Raw genomic sequence first — 17,479 nt, forward strand, 5'->3', positions numbered from 1 at the left:
ATTGGATTTTGTGTTATCTTAAAACTATTGATAATAATATATTTGTCCTAATTTTACAAAGATTTCGGCAAAGACCGCTTTAAAAGTTGTCTGTCAATGCTTTTCATAGACCGTATTCTACCCATGAAAGGAATATACTTATATAAAATCCTCATTACATCATTCATTGCTACAGGTCTTGCGTTTTTTAGTTTTGCAAGTAATGCTCAGAATAATAATGATGTGGTGATTTACGCCAAACTTAAAAGTACTAGCACTACAATTCTTCAACCTTGGTCTTCCACATTTTTGGAAGACAGGGATTTTCCTGCTACTATGCTAGCACCAAAAAAGTATGCACATATTATCCCAGCACCTAAGAACCCATTTTCTTTTTATCAGATTTTTCAAAAAGAAAGACCTGATATTTTGGAAATACACCTTGATAATTCATCCAACATACAACACACATTGGAGGAGCTTCAAAAACACCCTCTTGTGGAGTATGCTGAAGTAGAAGTCTATGTAGAGGACTTACAAACCATTGATGAATACACTCCGAATGATCCAAGGTACACCGATCAATACAACATTGTCAATCATAATTTAAAGCAAGCATGGGCCATTACAAAAGGCAGTGAAGATGTTGTGATTGGTATTCACGACAGCGGTTTTGAAATTGACCATGAAGACTTAAAAGATAACTTGAGAGTTAATGAGGCTGAACTGAATGGCTCTCCAGGAATTGACGATGACAATAATGGTTATATAGATGATATTTATGGGTATAACTTTGCCAACAACAGTGATGATCTAACAGGTTCAAATCACGGAACTGAAGTAGCTGGAACTGCCGCCGCCACTCCTGACAACCAAAAAGGTATTGCTGGTATTGGATTCAATGCTAAAATGATATTTGCTGTGAGAAGCACATTGAGTAGTTTAGTTTATCTAGCGGAAAACGGAGCTGATATTATTAATATGTCCTGGGGTGCTCCCAATATCAGTTCACAGGCCTATGAAGAGGTCATTGACTTTTATACAGAAGACCCTGAATATGACGTATTATTTGTTGCCGCTTCCGGAAATAACAATCACAATCAAGAACTGACAAATTATTTCCCAGCATCTTATGATAATGTAATGTCTGTGGGAGCCGTTGATGAAAATAAGAACAATAGAGATTTCACGAAAAGTTATAATATCACATTGATTGGCACAGATAATTCTTTATCTACAACGGTCAACAACGGCTATAAACACACAAGTGGCACCTCATACGCTTCTCCTACTTTGGCTGGAATTGCCGCTCTTGTCAGAAGTGAATATCCAGAACTGACCGCCAAACAGGTAAAACAACTTCTACGTTTTACGTCAGACACTTCATTTTATTCCATTGGAAACAACGCGAAAGACAGATATAGATTTGGTTATGGTTTAGCTGATGCTTACAGAGCATTGACCTATAAAGACAGTGCTCATATTGTTCAAGCAGAAAATTTACACTATGAACATCATACAACTGGCGATATCGCCATAGCCCAAGGGGATACTTTAGCGATTTGGTTTGATTTCAGAAATATACTAAATGGTAACTCTGGAAATCTAAAAGCCATTATGACATCTTATAACAATAGTTATACTCCAATTTCTGACACAACATTTATAGGTCAAATGAGTGAAGGGCAAGTAATTTCTAACAACCGCGCTCCTTTCTTATTCAAAATCAGTGAAACAGCCAACCTGCAAGAAAATGTTTATTTCAGAATTAATTTTGTTGACAGCTCTTCTAATTATGTTTATAAAGACTGGCAAAATATTGAAATGAATATTACCCTTGAACAATTCATCAACTTCAATAAAATCACTGGCGTTTTCCGTCCTGATGGTACAATTGGAAAAGAACATGGATTGAGCTACTTCACTCCAAACTCTTCTTTCAGCTACAATCATTATCATCTCACAAGACAAGCTGGAGTTATTTTAGCTACAAAAGATAGAGTATCTGATGCTACATATACAGATATTTATGCCAATACAAGAAATAGTGACTTTCAAGGCGTAACTTTTATCAACTATTTAAGAGAATATGCCATGGATGAGAATTACCCGATGTACGCATACACGATGATGTACGGTGACACTGAGTCCAATTCCCCTATATCAGTTGAAGTGAATCAAACCTATTTTTCTGCCAACAACTTTTATATCAATAGTGAATTTTTCACAGAACTCGCTATAAAAAATGTATCAAACGAGGAAATTGACACCCTCTATGCTGGCCTGTTTATGGATTGGATGATGGAATATACTACCATTTCTGAAGAGACTTTTCCTGCTGACAGCTCTATATTGGATTACGATCAAAGCAGAAGGATGGTCTTTGTAAAGCACGTCAATGAAAGAAAATACGCCGCCATCACTTTATTGAATGAAGGTGATATTAATGTTCAGGCAATTGACAATACAGACGGCACCAATAGTGCTATTGATATTACAGATGGTTTCTCAGATAGTGATAAAATAAAAGCCGTTTCTTCAGGAATTGGCACCACAAATATTGGTGAACCTGATGTTGGCACCAATACATCAAGTGTGATCAGTTTAAGTATTCCAAATCTAAAAGCAAATGAAACCGCTAGAGTTGGCTTCTTAATCACTGCTGCCGATAGCCTAACACAACTTTATTCACAAATTGACAGTATACTTCCTTACGCTCAATATTGGTTGAAAGGCTCTTCTCCAGAAATTGAGTATCAACAAGCTTATGAAGGAGAATATGTACCAATCAGGACCAGTAATTTTGATTCTTTAGCACTCTTCAAAAATGAAAATGGAACAAAAGAGTTAAAAGGAAGAGGAAGACAATTTGAGGTACTTATTGATTCCATTGATTATTATTATGTTCAATCTCAAGGAAGATTTGTTTACAATGGAGATACTGTCCAGTTGCAAGGTGAAGTGATTCCAATATTGACAGTTGAACCAACAATCTATACGTGCGTGAACAGCAGCATTATTATTCAGCCAGACGGATGCAATAATTATCATTTCTATAAAGATGAATTATTGACACAGCTAGCTCATACAGGAAAATCACTTACGCTATATGACAATCAAAGAGACACCTCTTTCTGGATAACATGCGCCGAGAGAACTGCAGGTACAATTGAAAAAGTATTCACACAAGTTATAATTGATTCGGTATTCAATGACTATTCGATGTCTGACAGTATTTCTTATGTCAATGAAAGTATCACAGCCACTTTTGATGCGAATGCCAGTGCCACTACATGGACATGGTATTTAGACGATCAGAAAATTGGAGAAACCAACGATATAACTGTCAATCCTACCTTCACTTCTACTGGTTTTTCAGAGTTAAGATTGTTTGCGACCAACAAAGCTGGATGTACTTATATTATTTCAAAAGAAATTGAGGTAAAAAGTGACAACCCACTAAGTTCAGTGGTCTCTACATTGGAAGAAGGTAAATTATATCCAAATCCGGTGAACGACGGCAAAATTCATTTAGCTTTATCAAGAAACCTAGGGATGATGTCTTTTGAACTTTATACAACAGACGGACGCTTACTATTGGATAAAATACCATACATCATTACAGGATCAAATTATACAATTTATCTTCCAAGGACATTGAAAAACAAGAATTGCATTTTGAGAGCCTCTTCAACGTATGGAAGCAAGACATGGCAAATTTCCATTCTATAACGATGAAAACTTTTAATTTATCATTTCTTAATAATTTGGTGTCAACAAAAACAAAAATATTACATTTGTAGCCACTTAAGAGTTAAAGTGCCCATTTTTAGGGTTTTTCAACTCTAATCGAATAAGAATCAATAATTTAAATATGCGTAAGTTTTTAGGAATTATTCCTGCTCGCTACGGATCATCCAGATTGGAAGGGAAACCACTTGCTGATATTTGTGGAAAACCTATGATTCAACATGTTTATGAACGTGCTATTGAAACGGTGGATGATGTTTATATCGCTACTGATGATGTTCGTATTGTTGAAGCAGTTGAATCTTTTGGAGGAAACGTAGTCATGACTTCAGTTGATCATTCTAATGGTACCTCAAGATGTTTGGAAGCATTGGAAATCGTCAACCAGCAAACAGGTAAAAACTTTGATGCTGTAGTGAACATACAAGGAGATGAACCTCTACTTGAACCTGTTCAACTGACTGAACTGATGGAAAGCTTTGATGAAAACACGGAGTTTGCCACTTTGGTTTTACCGGTTGTTCATGAAGAAGACCTGATCAACAACAGTGAAGTTTTTGTAACGTTTGATCACAACAAAGACGCATTATATTTCAGTAGAGCGGTAATTCCTACCGTAAGAGGTGTAGATCCTAAAGAGTGGATGCAGCATACCACTTTTTATAAGCATATCGGTCTTTACGCCTATACCAAAGAGGCATTAGCAAAATTCTCTTCTCTTGAGCCTACAAACTTAGAGAAATTAGAATCGTTGGAACAGCTAAGATGGGTGGAGCACGGTTATAAAATCAAGGTTGGTATAACAGAGCATGATAGCATTCCTGTTGATACTAAGGAAGATTTGGAGCGTGTAAGACAAATCATGCAAAAGTTAGTTTAAAATTTACAAATAGCTAACGTTTATCATTGGGCATTAATTTAAAAATAAATTAAATTGCGCATCGTTGGAGATTAGTCCGTTAAGTTAGGGCAACACCCAATACAAAAGCAATATATACAGATGAGTAAAAACATTGTAAAAGTTGGCGATATCAACTGTGGAGCCGACGAGTTATTCCTGATTTCTGGTCCTTGTGTTATTGAGGACGAGAGTATCATGATGAAAACCGCAGAGAAATTAAAAGAGGTTACGGAACGTTTGAACATTCCGATGATCTACAAAGCATCTTTCCAAAAAGATAACAGATCTTCAGTAGATTACTACAGAGGTCCTGGTATCGATGAAGGTTTAAGAATCCTTCAAAAAGTAAAAGATGAGTTTGGTTTCTCTCTTGTATCAGATATTCATTATCCAGACCAAGTAAAACCTGCTGCTGAGGTTTTAGATATTCTTCAAATTCCAGCTTACTTATGTATGCAAACTGACCTTGTGGTTGCTTCTGCTGAAACAGGTAAAGTGGTAAATATCAAACACGGTCAGTTTTTAGCTCCTGAAAACATGATCAAGCCTGCTCAAAAAGTAGAATCTACAGGTAACAAAAATATCATTTTAACGGAAAGAGGTTATTCTTTTGGTTACAATGACTTGATTGTTGACCCTCGTTCATTCTATGAAATGAGACAAACTGGATACCCTGTAGTATTTGATGTAACACACTCTATCCGTAAGTACGGTATCCCTTCTGCAGATCCAACAGGTGGAGCTCGTCAATACTTAAGCACATTGGCTAGAGCTGGTGTAGCGGCTGGTATCGATGGTTTATTTATCGAAACTCACCCTTGCCCTAACGAAGCTCTTTGTGACGCGGCAAGTCAATTAGATGTAAATCAATTAGAAGAGTTCATGAAACCTCTAATTGAATTACACAATATCGAAGTAAGCTACCGCTAGTAACTTATTTCAACATTTTTTCCGATTTAAAAAAACAAAATATATACTTACTAGTATGGAATTATATTTAGATTCTGCGGAGATCAATGAGATCAAATCGTCTTTTGAACAACTTCCGTTCATGACTGGTTTAACTACAACTCCTACGTTCATGGCTCGTCACGGTATCACTGATATCGACGGTACTATCGTTGAGTTGTCGAAAATTGTTCCTGTTCTTCAAATCGAAGCATTAGGTGACACTGCAGAAGAAATCGTTGCTGAAGCAAAACGTCAAGAGGCGTTAGGTTTAGACCGTGAAACTACTGTTTACAAAATTCCTGTTTCTAAAGTAGGTCTTAAAGCTTGTAGCATGCTTGTAAAAGAAGGTTTCAAAGTGAACGTTCACCTTGTATACACTTTACAACAAGCGTATATGGCTATGCAAGCTGGAGCAACTTATGTTTGTCCTCTAGTTGGTCGTTTACAAGACCAAGGTCATGATGCTTTATCTTTAGTGAAAGATTGTGTTGAAGCTGTAAACTACTACGGTTACAATACTAAAATCATGTTCTCTTCAGTTCGTACTATCCAACACGTACGTGACGCTGTAGACATCGGAGTTCACACTATTACTGTACCTTGGAAGATCATGTCTCAATTAACTGAGAACCACTTCACAAAAATCGGTACTGATCAGTTCATCAACGATACTCGTTTAATGACTGTTCGTGTAGGTGATGCTTTATCTGACATCAACCCTACTATCACTGCTGACGCTACAATCGCTGAGGCATTAGTAGTAATGACAAACAACAAAACTGGTGCTGCTACTGTAGTAGACGCTAACGGCGCTGCTATCGGTATCTTCACTGACGGTGACTTACGTCGTTTAGTATCTGAAAAAGGTGGTGATGTTTCAAGCATCAAAGTTGGTGATTTAGGATTAACAGCTCCTATCTCTATCGATGCTCACGAATTATTATTCGCTGCATCAAACTTAATCAAAGAGAAGCAAGTTGATGAATTAGTAGTGACACTTGACGGTAAAGCTATTGGTTTATTAGACGTTCAAGATATCGTAAAATACTAATCTCTAACCATGAGAGAAGAATTATTCGAAGAAGGAGGAGGCGTGTTTGTAACCGCCTCCTCTTCTCTTTTAGAGCAATTGAAAAAAGTCAAAGGATTAATCTTTGACTGGGACGGTGTTTTTAACGGTGGTGTAAAAGGCGGTGCAATGCCGAGTCCATTTAGTGAAGTGGACTCTATGGGTGTAAATATGCTTCGTTTTGGCTACTTCTTAGAGCACGGTGAAATCCCTTTCACAGCAGTTGTAACTGGAGAATTTAACGAAGCTGCATTTAAATGGGCCAAAAGAGAACATTTTGATGCTGTTTGTTACTTAGTCAAAGACAAAGTAAAAGTACTTCCGCTAGTAGACAGCATGTCTGGCGTAAAAGCAGAAGAAATCCTTTTCACTTTTGATGATATCCTTGATATTTCTTTAGCGAGAGAAGTAGGTACCCGTTTTATGGTCGGAAGACAAGGAAGCCCGCTTTTCACTGAATATTGCCGTATGCATGGCTATGCTGATTACATTACTGGCAATGCAGGTAACAGCAATGCAGTTAGAGAAGTATCAGAAGTTGTATTATGCTTATTGGATCGTTTTGATGAGACTATCGATAAGAGAGTTGATTTTGAAGGCGATTATGCGAAATACATCAAACTGAGAAATGAAATCCCTACCAAATTCTTCAAGAATGAAGGCAGTGAATTCATAGAAAACAATCCTCTTTAAAGCTGACTTATAAGAGCTTTTTATTCAATCCCTATTTTTCTAAAGATGAATAGGGATTGTTTTTTTATAATGAAAAATCAGCTTCACAAAAAGATTCTTCCCTTTCACCTCTTAATTTTCTTTCATTTTCACAGACATTCAAGAGTATTATTGAAGATTTTATAAAAAAGTCATCAAAAAAAAGAAAATTTATCACTTTCTTTTTGGTAAAGCTTACAGATGAAAATAACTTTGCGATCACGTTTTATGTATTTGAGCGATTGTAATCAAGTACTTATGTTTCGAACAAACTAAATATTACAGCCTTTGAAAGTTATAGATCGTCTTAATCAAGCAGCCGAGGATAAAAAGACATTATTTTCTTTTGAACTACTTCCCCCAGTAAGAGGTAAGAGTATCCAATCATTATTTGATGCTATTGACCCGCTAATGGAGTTTAACCCTGCATTTGTGGATGTTACCTATCACAGAGAGGAGTACGTTTATAAAGAATTATCAAACGGCTTATTTGAAAAATCAATCCAGCGTCATAGACCAGGTACAGTTGCCGTTTGTGCTGCCATTATGCACAAATACAAAGTAGATACTGTTCCTCATATCATTTGCGGTGGTTTTTCTAAAGAAGAAACTGAAAACATTCTTATTGAATTAAATTTCTTAGGAATTGAAAATATATTGGCATTAAGAGGTGACGCTGTTAAAGGTGAAGCTTCTTTCACTCCACATCCTGAAGGATATGCTTATGCTTCTGAGCTGGTGGAACATGTCACTAAAATGAACGAAGGTGAGTTTAAATATGCTGATCAAGCAGGATTTAAAGGTGGTTTCAGCATTGGCGTAGCAGGTTACCCTGAAAAGCACATGGATGCTTCTAACATGGCTTCAGACATTGACTTCTTAAAGAAGAAAGTAGAATTAGGTGCTGATTACATCGTAACTCAAATGTTCTTTGATAATCAAAAGTACTTTGATTTTGTAGATAGATGTCGTGCGGCAGGTATTACAGTGCCTATCCTTCCAGGAATTAAGCCTTTGACTACTCAAAAGCAATTGACACTTTTACCGAGTATCTTTAAGTTAGATTTCCCTGAGGAATTATTGACTGAAGCTAAAAAGTGTAAGAATAATAAAGAGATCAAGGAATTGGGTATCGAATGGGGTATCAAACAGTCAAAAGAACTGATTGAATATGGTGTTCCAGGTATGCATTTCTATTCGATGGGTAGATCTACTTCTGTAAAAGATATCGCTGAGGCCATCTTCTAGGATTAGATTATTCGTTTGAAGTAATTATATTGCTGCAATATTTTGAAGACAATTCAAATGTTGCAGCATTTTTTTATGAGTATTTTCAGCATCCTCCTTTTGATCATCGGTATTTTTTTACACCGAAGAAAAAACGCTTCATTGTATCCTCTGATTTATGACCGTGCACTATTGGTCAAACTAATAATGGGTCTATTACTTGGATACCTTTATTCCACTTATTTCAAAGGAGGTGATACTTTTATATTGCATGCTGATTCGGTAAAATTAGCTGAAATTGCAAAAACTAACTTTTCCGGTTATCTGGATTTTGTGTTTTCAAAACCTTATTACTACCCACCTGAAATCAAGTCTCAACTGATGTTCAGTAATAGTTCCACTGTCTATTTCACTATTCTTGGAAGTATTTTAAGCCTTATTTGTTTCGGAAATTACTGGATAATGTCACTATACATGTCATTTTTCAGTTTTTGTGGTTTCTGGTTTTTACTGAAAAGAGTTAAGCAACTCTACCCCACCACTGCCTTTAGCTTTTTAATAGCCAACTTATGTTTCCCCACAATCATTTTCTGGAGCAGCGGCGTCATTAAAGAAGCATTAGCACTCCCCTTTTTATATTTCAGCTTAGGTTTATCAATAGATTTAATAACTCGAAAAATTAAATTGGCTCCTATTCTAGCATTATTATTTTCGCTTTACAGCCTGTTACAGTTGAAGTTTTATTACTTCGGAGGGTATCTACTCTTCTTTGTTCCCTTACTATTTTTCATGTATTTAAAGGAGAAAAAAACACGTTTCAGCAAAAAGTATATACTGATACTATTCTCATTGATCATTGTTGGAGGAATATTTATGATCAATTTTGAATATCATTTCAATTTGGATAGATTTCCACAAACTATTTATGATAATTATCAGAAACTGAGTTTAAATGAACAAGATACTTATGCAATTCATTTAGAAAAAATGAGTAATACTTGGGAAGGTATTCTACTTTCCGCCCCAGAAGCAATGCTAACTCCATTTCTCTACCCCAATTATTTTACTTCTAGACACCTTTTTGATGTGATCATAAGTTCAGAAAACCTTCTTGTATTACTGCTGATGCTTATGAATGTCTATCTCCTTATTACAGGAAAGACGAAAATCTCAAGATCTAATTTATTGATGACAGGATTATTATTAGCGTACTCACTCTGCACTATAGCATTTTTAGCAATAGCAAGCCCCAATTTGGGATCCTTGAGCAGATACAAAATTGGGGCAAGCGTATTTTTATATTATATCTTGATCATTCAGCTTGAAGCTTTCTTCAAGAAGAGATTAGGAAATGTGGATGTTCTCATCTAAATAAATCTCTGCCATCATACACCTCGTACCTCCGCCACAAACATTTTCAATGGTCTCTATTGGAGAATGAATGATTTTCACATATTTCTCCATCACTTCTATCTGTTCGGGAGTGAAAGAATGATAAGCTCTTGATGACATGGTAATTTTCTTATTACCATTTAAATCAGTCACTTCCAATACATTACAAGTAAAGTCTTTCAATTGGGCATAACTTACATCTATAATCTCTTTGCCTGTTGCCTTGAACTTTTCCCAAAGCATTGCTTTTTCATCAGCATCTTTGATAGAAGCACCACAAATCACAACAAAATCACTTGCTATTGAAAGCATCACATTAGTATGATAAATAGGTACATCTTTTTCATCAACAGAAATAAAGGTCACAGCCTCATAGCCTAATGTTGCAGCATGTTGCTCAAAAAGATCCTGATCTGTTCTACCCGATACACATGCATATGCAATTTTATGAACTCTATCGAAAATTATACTACCCGTTCCTTCAAGAAACTTCCCTTTTTCTTCGTATTCTGATAAATCAGTCACTTTTGAAACGTGAAAACACATTTCCAGCAACTCAATAATATCTTTTCTTTTCTCAGGCCTTCTATTTAAAGGGCGCATTGGATATAGAAATATATTTCCATCACTGTGCGTTGTAAACCAGTTATTAGGAAATTGACTATCAGGTTTTTTAGGTTCTGGAGTATCGTCAATTACCGTGACATCTACGTCATTTGCTCTTAAAGTAGCCACATAATGATCGAATTCTTTGAGCGCACTTTCCACATAATCTGAATTAGAAAAGTCTAAGTTTGTTTCTTGAAATTCGTTATCAACCGCAGTATCTTCATTGAAACCAAAAGACGCAGGTCTTACCATTAATATATGTCGAGAGGAATTATTCATTTGTATTATATATGTTTAAACTAGTATGTGTGATTGTAAATGAACAAATTTCAGTGGCAATACTACTCAAAAATCTGATTTAATGCTTTAAAAAATAAAAATTCTATCTTTTTTTCGGTTTTTTGAAAAAAAATTCTAAGAAGTGTAATATCTAACACTTAACTACTTTATGCACAGTGATTCGCTGTTAAGTCAAAATATGATCCATGTACAGACATAAATACCCAATATAATAATTAATTAAGTGTTCCATATACAAAACAAATTACAGGATTTGCGAATTTTCGCAACAGTAAATTTCAAGCAAATATACTTTGACAATAGAAAATATTACCTCATATTTGTAATGTAATCAAAAGGAAATAAACTTTTGAATTACTCAAAAAAGAAATAATACTCGATTAAGAGTTAAAAATATAAGTAATAATTCATTTCATTTCATACTTTGTGGGAGAGGTTGTCATTCAGTGGCAACCTCTTTTTTGTTTTATCATTTTTTATTTTCAAAAGAACAATCGGCTAAAATTCACAGAAAAAATCTAAAAAAGGTAACCTTAATCATCAAAAAAACATGTTTAACAATTTTTAATTTAGTCATAATTTTTTAAGTGTACGTACTAACACTTTACAAACAAACTTTTACAATCAGAGTAAGACACCTTATTAAACACAAGGATCAACTTACACTTAATACATGAAAATTAAATAAGTGTAACTAATACAAAATTAATAATATTTAAAATTACAATTTACACTTATTAAATTTCGACGTTTTTAATTTTGACAAAAGAAAATAATCATGCACCTTTGTTATGTAATCAAAAGGAAATAAACTTTTGAATTACTCAAGAAAGAAATAATACTCGTTTAAAGAGTTAAAAATATAAGTAATAATTCATTTCATTTCATACTTTGTGGGAGAGGTTGTCATTCAGTGGCAACCTCTTTTTTGTTTTACTGATTTAGTGATCAAAATAACCCTTGATAAAGATGAATTGAATTGATAACTAAACTTCCGCCAACAATCAATTAAAGTTACTCCAACCTATTTATGACCTACTTGTAAAAAAGCCGATTGAAAGTTGACTATAATTGAGTTTACAATGTACTAAAGCTCAAACAAGAAATTAATTCACATCAAATTTCTTATTACATATTTCATCAATATTCTGATTCACTCCTGAGCTACATTAGCTATCATCCCATCTGTTCCAACACTTTCTTTCAGTAATCTATCTTCCTTAAAAAAACTTCACATTAAAAAGCCCTTCAAAATGAAGAAGTTGTCACTTCAATGTAAACACAATATGAATAAATAATTTTAACATTTATTAATTTAAAAAATCTCCTTTAAGTGTATCGTAATACACTTTACAAACAAAGTCACTGCTTTATTAACATACCCCGTATGATGTTCAAGGATCAACTTACACTTAATAGATAAAAAAGTCATAAGTGTAATCTATACAAAACTTTATAATATAAAATACAGTTTTTACACTTAATTAATTTTGATCATTTTAATTTTGACAAAAGAAAATAATCACACACCTTTGTGATGTAATCAAAACAGAAATAAAAAATAAAAAAATATATACTATGAAAAAGTTTACAATTCTATTCGCTTCATTATTAGTATCATTTAGTTTAACTGCTAAAGAATATTATTTACCATTCAACGGAATTTCATATTTCTTCAAAGCTTCTTCTAATGGAACTTCTGCTTCATTAATCTTTGAAAACCTAGAAGGGCAAGAAATTAATTTTAGTGTAAAAGATGCTGCTGGAAAAACATATATCAATAAAACAGTAATTGCATCGGGAAAAGTAAAAGAGAATATCAACTTTAAAAGTTTACCAGAAGGAAAATATACTTTTAAAATGATTTTCGAAGACAAATTATTAGTAAGAGACTTTTACGTTACTGAATCAAAAAATGCAGTAATGATGAATTACCACCTTGCTTCTTCTAACCAAAAGTTCAGAACTTCTGTTGTTGAAGATCACTTAAACATCATTTTAGGTAAAGAGGTAAAAGGTTTTGTAAGAATCAAATTGTTCACTGATGGTGGAGAGTCTGTATACAATTCTAAATTTATGGCAGGTGCTCAAAACGTAAAACGTTTCGACCTTTCTAAGTTACCTACAGGTACATATACTACTGAGTTAATCATTGACGGAGTATCTTACTCTGACTCATTCTCAGTACTTTAATAAAGATATCATTAAGATTGTTTATAAAATATAAGTAATAATTTATTTCATTTCATACATTATTGGGAGAGGTTGTCATTCAGTGACAACCTCTTTTTTTATTTGTAATATTTTATAAAATTATAATTTCATGCTGTATTCAAGAATATGGAATGTTTCAACACCTTTAATTGTGAACAATATTATCGACAACTATCAATAAATATCTAAACGAACCCACCTTATTCTACAATCACTTCTTCTTAAGAATTGTCTTAACACAAAGTGAAACAAAAAGCCTCTGATTAAAAAGCTAATAATACTACTACATTCAGTCTTGAAGGAAAAGTATAAAGAACTTCATAGGGTGAACCAAATTAATATTACTTTTCACTTAAAGTGAGTTCAAAATCATTGAAGCAATAGAATTTAATTTTAGACTTGCAGGTCTTAGCTTCTTTCCTTCCTTTTTATGTTAAAGCAAAATGAGGAAGATGGTAACTTGATAATAATTTGGTTTGTCATACATTTGAAATGTTATAAATCGTGGAGATTTTAATCTCATCAAAATATGCTGGATAGCTCATTTTCTTACGAAGGAAAAAAGATGTATAACTAGAAAGAGTTTTATCATTAAGTCAGAGAGGAAGCATTGTTTCATTAACTATAAGTACAAATTCAAAATTATCTAATACTAATTCTATTTATTGTTTTGCGATTACTTCCTTCAAAAAACGTAAGTACTAGGACAGAAGAAAACAGACATTTTATCTTACCTTTTTTATCCTACTCTTCGTTAGATTTTTATCGCGTAACTAAGGCTATGCTCTGCAAATCTGCCTCGATTAGAATAAATAATATTAACCTAAAATTATCCCTTTTCTTCTGCCCTAGTACTTATTAATAGAACCACTATTAATACGTTTTTGACTTAGTACTTAAAAAGTTTATCCATATCTTATTTTTTAATTATACGCTTACCTATAGAATGAGTAAAAAGGCAAACTCTTCATTTACTTTTATTCACGATTAAGTAACAGATAATCAAGCTATTTAACAGCAAAAAACTAGCTTTTTGACAGCTATTTTATCCTTTTTATGTGAACCAAATATTAACAATTAATTTTAACATTTTTTATTTCAATCATTTCATTTTAAGTGTACGCAGATACACTTTACGAACATAGTTCCAACGAAAGCATCATCCTCCTAATGAACTAGCAGGATCAAGTTACACTTATTGATTATAAAGTAAATAAGTGTACTCCATACAAAATATTATAATATTAAAATACATAATTACACTTAATTAATTTCGACTATTTTGATTTTGACAAAAGAAAATAATCACACACCTTTGTAATGTAATCAAAACAGAAAAAACGAAAAATTAAATAAATAATACTATGAAAAAGATCACGATTTTATTTGCTACCTTATTAGTCTCCCTTAGTTTATCTGCAAAAGAATATTACTTCCCATTCAACGGAATTTCATATTTCTTCAAAGCATCTGCAGATGGGACTTCTGCTTCAATTATTTTCGAAAACTTAGAAGGACAAGAAGTTAATTTCATTATTGAAGACGCTGAAGGAAAAGTTTACACTTCAAAAAGAGTTATCGCTTCAGGAAAAGTAAAAGAAGATATTAATTTCAAAAGTTTACCTGAAGGAAAATATACATTCAAAATGAACTTTGAAGATAAATTGTTAGTAAGAGAATTTTTTGTAACGCCTTCAAATACAGCCGTTATGATGAATTATCAATTAGCTTCTTCAAACCAAAAGTTCAAAATCTCTGTAGTAAAAGAAAACCTAAACATCATTTTAGGAAAAGAGGTTGAAGGTTTTGTAAAAATCAAATTATATACAAACGATGGTGAGTCAGTTTACAATTCAAAGTTTGTAGCTGGTGCGAAAAACGTAAAGCGTTTTGACCTTTCAACATTACCTACAGGTACATATACAGCTGAATTAATCATTGATGGAGTATCTTACTCAGATTCATTCTCTGTACTTTAATAAAGATATCAATTTAGATAAAAATATAAGTAATAATTTATTTCATTTCATACTTGGGAGAGGTTATCATATAAATGATAACCTCTTTTGTTTTATATTAGTAGTTTGGTACTAAGACAATATTTTTTCAATCTGTATTGCGTCCTTAGTACGTATTCACTGGGCTAACTATTATAAAATGATTCAAGAAGAAAGGCTTACTATTAAACATTTAGCAGAAGAAGACAGACCAAGGGAAAAATTGCAACTCAAAGGAAGACATAGTTTAACAGATGCAGAGCTTATAGCTATTTTGCTTGGTTCAGGCTCAAAAAAACTATCTGCCATTGAGGTGGCACAACTTCTACTCAACAAGGGAGACAATGATTTAAATTCTCTGGCTCAATTCACCGTCAAAGATTTAAAGAGCATCAATGGTATTGGAGATGCTAAAGCAATCAGTATTATTGCTGCTTTAGAGCTTGGCAGAAGAAGAAAAGAGACCAAAAAAGCAGAAAGGACAAGAATCACATGTTCCAAAGACATCTATAGTTTCATCACTCCTTATTTATTAGATCTCAATCATGAGGAATTGTGGGTGATTATACTAAACAGATCAAATCATATTAAAAACCTAGAAAAGGTGAGTATGGGAGGAATGACGGGCACTGTGGCTGACCCTAAAATCATTTTTCAAAAAGCTTTATCACACCAAGGATGTTCTATTATTATAGTGCATAATCATCCTTCCGGGCAAGTCAAACCAAGTCAGGCAGACATTTCTATGACAAAAAAAATCAAAGAAGGAGGTCAATTTCTTGAAATCCCATTGCTGGATCATATCATTTTTGGGAATGACAACTATTTCAGCTTTGCTGATGAGGGAATCTTATGACGGAAGTCATTTAGGAAGTTGCATATTTTTAATTTTCAATATCATTTTGATAAGGTTCTAGTAACATATCAACTTTTTGATCAAAAAAATGATTATTTTAATATAGGCACTAAAGCCAAATTACTTACGCTTTGGTGCCTAGGTATCTACTTTGATATTGAATCAACAAAAAGTAACTATTAGTTTTTTAAACTAAACCTGAATTATGAAATTCGTATCAACACTATTGATCATTCTATTTATTCTCAACACTACTTTTGCTACCACTCCAGATCATAGTTATACAAGTATAAAACCAGCACTGGAAAGGTATACGAGTATAGAACAATGGGAAAACCCCAATAACTGGTCACCGAATATTGTACCTTCTGAGGAGACCATTATATTGGTAAAAAACAAATCCTTCATTATTGACTTTAATCTAGATGCTGAAAAGCTTGTGGTAGGTGCTGTTGATGTTTCCAACGAAAGTGAGTTTGTAGTCACTAACCACGGAAGTATTTTCATTACGAATACGCTCAGCATTAATTCTAAAAGTTCATTATTAATAGAAGGTGCTTTAAAAGTCCAAAAAGCAATTGTCAACGCTACAGGTGGAGAATTCTTATTAAAGGAAATCGGAAGTATTGATGCCCATGAAATTTTCATTAAGATAGATAATTACATCACAACACTCAATGGACATGTTTCTTCTACTTATCTAAATATTCATTTTCTAGATAAAAATGCTCAATTACAAATTGGGGATAATGCTGTTATTCATATCCAGAGTGATTTAGTAGTCAAAAATAAATACAAGGATAATATACTGGGCAACTTAAGTAAAATCACAAGTTCTGGCTGTCAAGGAAATGAAATGTTTTGCAATCAAATCACTGCTTATCATTTAAAGTTGCCGACCATAGTAGATTATTTTGATATTGAGGTTGAAAATGAGAAAACCTTTGTGTATTGGGAAACCTCCACCGAAAGAAATTCAAGTCATTTTATTGTAGATAAGTCAAATGACGGGGAAAATTTTACAGAATTAGGCAGAGTAACCGCTAGTGGAAAATCTTCTTCAGAAAATCCTTATGAATTGAAAGACGACAACTTTGAGAAGGATAAAGATACATATTATCGTCTGAGAGTGGTACAGCAAGACGGAGAAGAATTTGTATGGTGCAGACACCTGTTAGCAAATCATCTAGACAAAGAAGAGTTTGGAATTGAAAAGGTACACCCTAACCCCACTAATTATTATCTCAAAATAGATTTCCAATCTCAAAAAAGTGACGTCTTGGATATTAAGCTTCATCACACTGAAAATGAATCTATTTGGGACATTAAACCGAAAATTGAGGGAGATAAAGCACTTTTTGATGTCCACCACTACCCTGCCGGTGCTTATATCTTAAAAGTGAAGATGAATAATATGCTGATTTACTCTGGAAATGTCATTATACACGCCACCAATAGTAAAGGAAACATCAGAAATAGTCAGGCAATTTTGGTGGAGGAAGAGAAAAAATAAATGTTTTGTG

12 protein-coding genes are annotated in these 17,479 nt (G+C 33.5%); 11 read left to right on the forward strand and 1 reads right to left on the reverse strand.

Features of this window, described 5'->3' with window-relative positions:
• Window positions 1-123: 123 nt before the first annotated feature.
• From AVL50_RS14780 to AVL50_RS14815, 7 genes are all read left to right on the forward strand, one after another.
• The gene (locus AVL50_RS14780; protein WP_062617254.1) at window positions 124-3,711 is read left to right on the forward strand and encodes a S8 family serine peptidase; all 3,588 of its coding nucleotides are present in this window, start codon (window positions 124-126) and stop codon (window positions 3,709-3,711) included.
• Between the two features lie 142 nt (window positions 3,712-3,853).
• Window positions 3,854-4,609, forward strand: coding sequence for a 3-deoxy-manno-octulosonate cytidylyltransferase (gene kdsB / locus AVL50_RS14785; protein ID WP_062617255.1), 756 nt, complete (start codon window positions 3,854-3,856; stop codon window positions 4,607-4,609).
• A gap of 120 nt (window positions 4,610-4,729) precedes the next feature.
• Window positions 4,730-5,560, forward strand: a complete 831-nt coding sequence (kdsA, locus tag AVL50_RS14790; RefSeq protein ID WP_044205283.1) for a 3-deoxy-8-phosphooctulonate synthase — start codon at window positions 4,730-4,732, stop codon at window positions 5,558-5,560.
• Between the two features lie 55 nt (window positions 5,561-5,615).
• Entirely contained in the window at window positions 5,616-6,632 is a 1,017-nt protein-coding gene (locus AVL50_RS14795; RefSeq protein ID WP_044205280.1) for a transaldolase family protein, read from the forward strand.
• A gap of 9 nt (window positions 6,633-6,641) precedes the next feature.
• A complete protein-coding gene (locus AVL50_RS14800) occupies window positions 6,642-7,343 on the forward strand; it encodes a hypothetical protein (RefSeq protein ID WP_062617256.1) in 702 nt (233 codons plus the stop codon).
• A gap of 306 nt (window positions 7,344-7,649) precedes the next feature.
• The gene (metF, locus tag AVL50_RS14810; RefSeq protein WP_062617258.1) at window positions 7,650-8,609 is read left to right on the forward strand and encodes a methylenetetrahydrofolate reductase [NAD(P)H]; all 960 of its coding nucleotides are present in this window, start codon (window positions 7,650-7,652) and stop codon (window positions 8,607-8,609) included.
• 75 nt (window positions 8,610-8,684) lie between these two features.
• On the forward strand, window positions 8,685-9,959 hold the full coding sequence (locus AVL50_RS14815) for a hypothetical protein (protein ID WP_062617259.1): 1,275 nt from the start codon (window positions 8,685-8,687) through the stop codon (window positions 9,957-9,959).
• Here AVL50_RS14815 and ctlX read toward each other — a convergent pair.
• Window positions 9,933-10,868 carry a citrulline utilization hydrolase CtlX gene (gene ctlX, locus AVL50_RS14820; protein WP_062617260.1) on the reverse strand — a complete coding sequence of 312 codons (936 nt, stop codon included), beginning with the start codon at window positions 10,866-10,868 and terminating at the stop codon, window positions 9,933-9,935. The two genes, AVL50_RS14815 and ctlX, sit on opposite strands and share 27 nt — an antisense overlap.
• A gap of 1,599 nt (window positions 10,869-12,467) precedes the next feature.
• Between ctlX and AVL50_RS14825 the strand changes: the two genes are divergently transcribed.
• The 4 genes from AVL50_RS14825 to AVL50_RS14840 all read left to right on the forward strand — a co-directional run bounded on the left by AVL50_RS14825 (window position 12,468) and on the right by AVL50_RS14840 (window position 17,469).
• On the forward strand, window positions 12,468-13,082 hold the full coding sequence (locus tag AVL50_RS14825; protein WP_062617261.1) for a hypothetical protein: 615 nt from the start codon (window positions 12,468-12,470) through the stop codon (window positions 13,080-13,082).
• A gap of 1,385 nt (window positions 13,083-14,467) precedes the next feature.
• Window positions 14,468-15,082 carry a hypothetical protein gene (locus AVL50_RS14830; protein ID WP_062617262.1) on the forward strand — a complete coding sequence of 205 codons (615 nt, stop codon included), beginning with the start codon at window positions 14,468-14,470 and terminating at the stop codon, window positions 15,080-15,082.
• A gap of 178 nt (window positions 15,083-15,260) precedes the next feature.
• The gene (radC, locus tag AVL50_RS14835) at window positions 15,261-15,956 is read left to right on the forward strand and encodes a DNA repair protein RadC (protein ID WP_062617263.1); all 696 of its coding nucleotides are present in this window, start codon (window positions 15,261-15,263) and stop codon (window positions 15,954-15,956) included.
• Window positions 15,957-16,161: 205 nt separating this feature from the next.
• On the forward strand, window positions 16,162-17,469 hold the full coding sequence (locus AVL50_RS14840; RefSeq protein ID WP_062617264.1) for a hypothetical protein: 1,308 nt from the start codon (window positions 16,162-16,164) through the stop codon (window positions 17,467-17,469).
• Window positions 17,470-17,479 lie beyond the last annotated feature (10 nt).

The organism is Flammeovirga sp. SJP92 (assembly GCF_001583495.1).
Taxonomy (GTDB): domain Bacteria; phylum Bacteroidota; class Bacteroidia; order Cytophagales; family Flammeovirgaceae; genus Flammeovirga.